The sequence below is a fragment of the Rhizobium sp. BK661 genome (genome assembly GCF_024808825.1).
Classification (GTDB): domain Bacteria; phylum Pseudomonadota; class Alphaproteobacteria; order Rhizobiales; family Rhizobiaceae; genus Rhizobium.
Genome location: NZ_JANTYT010000054.1, coordinates 1 through 2,315 on the forward strand (window position 1 = coordinate 1; position 2,315 = coordinate 2,315).

2 protein-coding genes are annotated in these 2,315 nt (G+C 58.8%); one reads left to right on the forward strand and one right to left on the reverse strand.

Annotation, left to right across the window (positions count from 1 at the left end; genetic code table 11):
• The first annotated feature begins 134 nt into the window (after positions 1-134).
• A complete protein-coding gene (locus FHX16_RS31355; protein ID WP_259132234.1) occupies positions 135-1,184 on the forward strand; it encodes a porin in 1,050 nt (349 codons plus the stop codon).
• A 91-nt stretch (positions 1,185-1,275) separates the two neighbouring features.
• On the opposite strand, the gene FHX16_RS31360 is transcribed toward FHX16_RS31355, so the two are convergent.
• Positions 1,276-2,166, reverse strand: coding sequence for an alpha/beta fold hydrolase (locus FHX16_RS31360; protein WP_259132236.1), 891 nt, complete (start codon positions 2,164-2,166; stop codon positions 1,276-1,278).
• Positions 2,167-2,315 lie beyond the last annotated feature (149 nt).

The following is a 2,315-nucleotide window of genomic DNA, read 5'->3' on the forward strand; positions in this document are numbered from 1 at the left end:
CGGTCTTGTATTTTCAACCTCGGAAGCGAGGGCGGTTGATCGTCCGACTTCTTGAAACATGGGGATGGGGCAGGGAACGCTGCTCTAACGGCGAAAAACCCAGACCCGATCGAAACTTTGAATTGGAGGTCAATATGAACATCAAGAGCCTTCTTCTCGGCTCCGCTGCTGCTCTCGCAGTAGTTTCCGGTGCTCAGGCTGCTGACGCTATCGTTGCTGCTGAGCCGGAACCGGTTGAATACGTTCGCGTCTGCGACGCTTACGGCACTGGCTACTTCTACATCCCGGGCACGGAAACCTGCCTGAAGATTGAAGGTTACATCCGTTTCCAGGTTGACGTTGGTCCCGACCAGGTTAACAAGGGCGCGAGCGGCAACATTGGCGGCACGTCTGACTGGGATGCGTTCACGCGCGGTCAGGTTCAGTTCACGGCCAAGAGCGACACCGAGTACGGCCCGCTCACCGGCGTGATCGTTCTGCAGCACAATGGTGACTCTGCTGCTTACCAGAACGCAATCCTCGACTCGGCTTACATCGACATCGCCGGCTTCCGCGCTGGTCTGTTCTACAGCTGGTGGGATGACGGTCTGTCTGGCGAAACCGACGTTCTCGCATCGCATGAGACGCTGCATAACTCCATCCGTTATCAGTATGAGTCTGGCGACTTCTACGCTGGTATCTCGGTTGACGAGCTGGAAGACGGTCACTTCCCGCAGGACGGTTCCGAAGTCCCGAACAACGTTGGTGTTGCTCTCGGTCTAGGTGGCAAGGCTGGCGCCTTCACCTACCAGGTTATCGGTGGCTATGACACCGACAACGAAGAAGGTGCGATCCGTGGTATGGGTACGGTTGCTATCGGTCCGGGCACGCTCGGCCTCGCAGCAGTCTGGGCTTCTGGCCAGAACTCCTACTACGACGCTTCCGAGTGGACGATTGCAGCTGAGTATGCCATCCAGGCGACCGACAAGCTGAAGATCACCCCCGGTGCTCAGTACTTCTTCAACTACAACGAAGACGATGGTGCCTCGGACGACTTCTCGAACGACGACGCCTGGAAGGTTGGTCTGACGGTTGATTACCAGATCACCGAGAACTTCTACGCCAAGGCTTCGGTCCAGTACCTCGACGGCGACAACGTCGACGACGTCACGACCGGCTACTTCCGTCTGCAGCGTGCATTCTAATCTGGTCTGACTTCGGTCAATCAGGAGAGCCCGGCTTTCGAGCCGGGCTTTTTTGTGTTTTTGGATGCCGCTCAAGTGAACTGGCTGAGAACTAGGGCACATCCGAGATGAAAAGCCTTGTCCGCGGAAACACTGATTCAAGATGCAGCAATGGCGCGTGGCCTTGGCCGAGTGCCTCCAGCGTCGAAAGAGACGAACACCGGGCTTTCATCTCATCGACCGTCTTGTCGGCGATCAGATCCGAGTGTTCTCCCTTGACGACGAGTATTGGCACCTTGGCCAGTTCGTCAAAATACGGCCAGAGATCCGGCAGTGGCTGAGCGAAGTCGATCGCCAGCAGCTGTGTGGCGATGGCCGGATCGAAGTCTGCCACCGGCTTCCCGTTGATATCCCGATAGATTGCAGCGGCCATCTCGCGCCAGTCCTCCTCCTGCAGGGCAGGGAAGTATCTGATATGGCAGGCCTTGAGGAAGGCGACCGCCTCCGGCCAGGAGTGCGGTGGCGTCGCGGCATTGAGATAATCGCGGATGCGCTTGAGGCCGTTGGCTTCTATCTTCGGTCCGATATCGTTGAGGATGACCGCTGCAATCAGATCTGGCCTCATGTGCGCCAGCAGATGCAGAATCAGCCCGCCGCGCGAGGTGCCGATGAAGATGCCGCGCTCGATCTTGAGATGTTGGCAGGCCGAGACCACATCGCGCGCTTCGATGCCGAGGTTGTAGTTCGCCTTGTTGGCGTCCCAATCGGACTGGCCTCGCCCACGATAGTCGATCGTGACGACGCGTCTCGGCGTCGCCGGGTCTGTCGACAGCAACAGCGCCAAGGTGTGAAAGTCGCGCGCGTTCCGTGTCAGTCCGGGCAGGCAGATCACCGGCAGCCGGTCCGCGATCTCTGGGCCACCATAATCCCGGGCGTACAGCGTCAGCCCGTCATCGCTCTGGTAGGGTGTCGCCCGAAAGCCATCGTTTGCTGCTGTCTCCACGCTCGCCGCTCCTGTTGCCGCAGGATCAGCTTAGCGAGGCCGACGATATCCGCCAATCAGGAGGAACGGCCGTAGGTCAGGTCGCGGACGATGTCGCTCGGCTGACCCAACCGTGCCTTGTAGACCTCATAGTTCTCAATCACCCGCTG

Coding starts and splice junctions, on each gene's coding strand:
- FHX16_RS31355 (WP_259132234.1), top strand. CDS start 135: ATGAACATCAAGAGCCTTCTTCTCGGCTCCGCTGCTGCTCTCGCAGTA.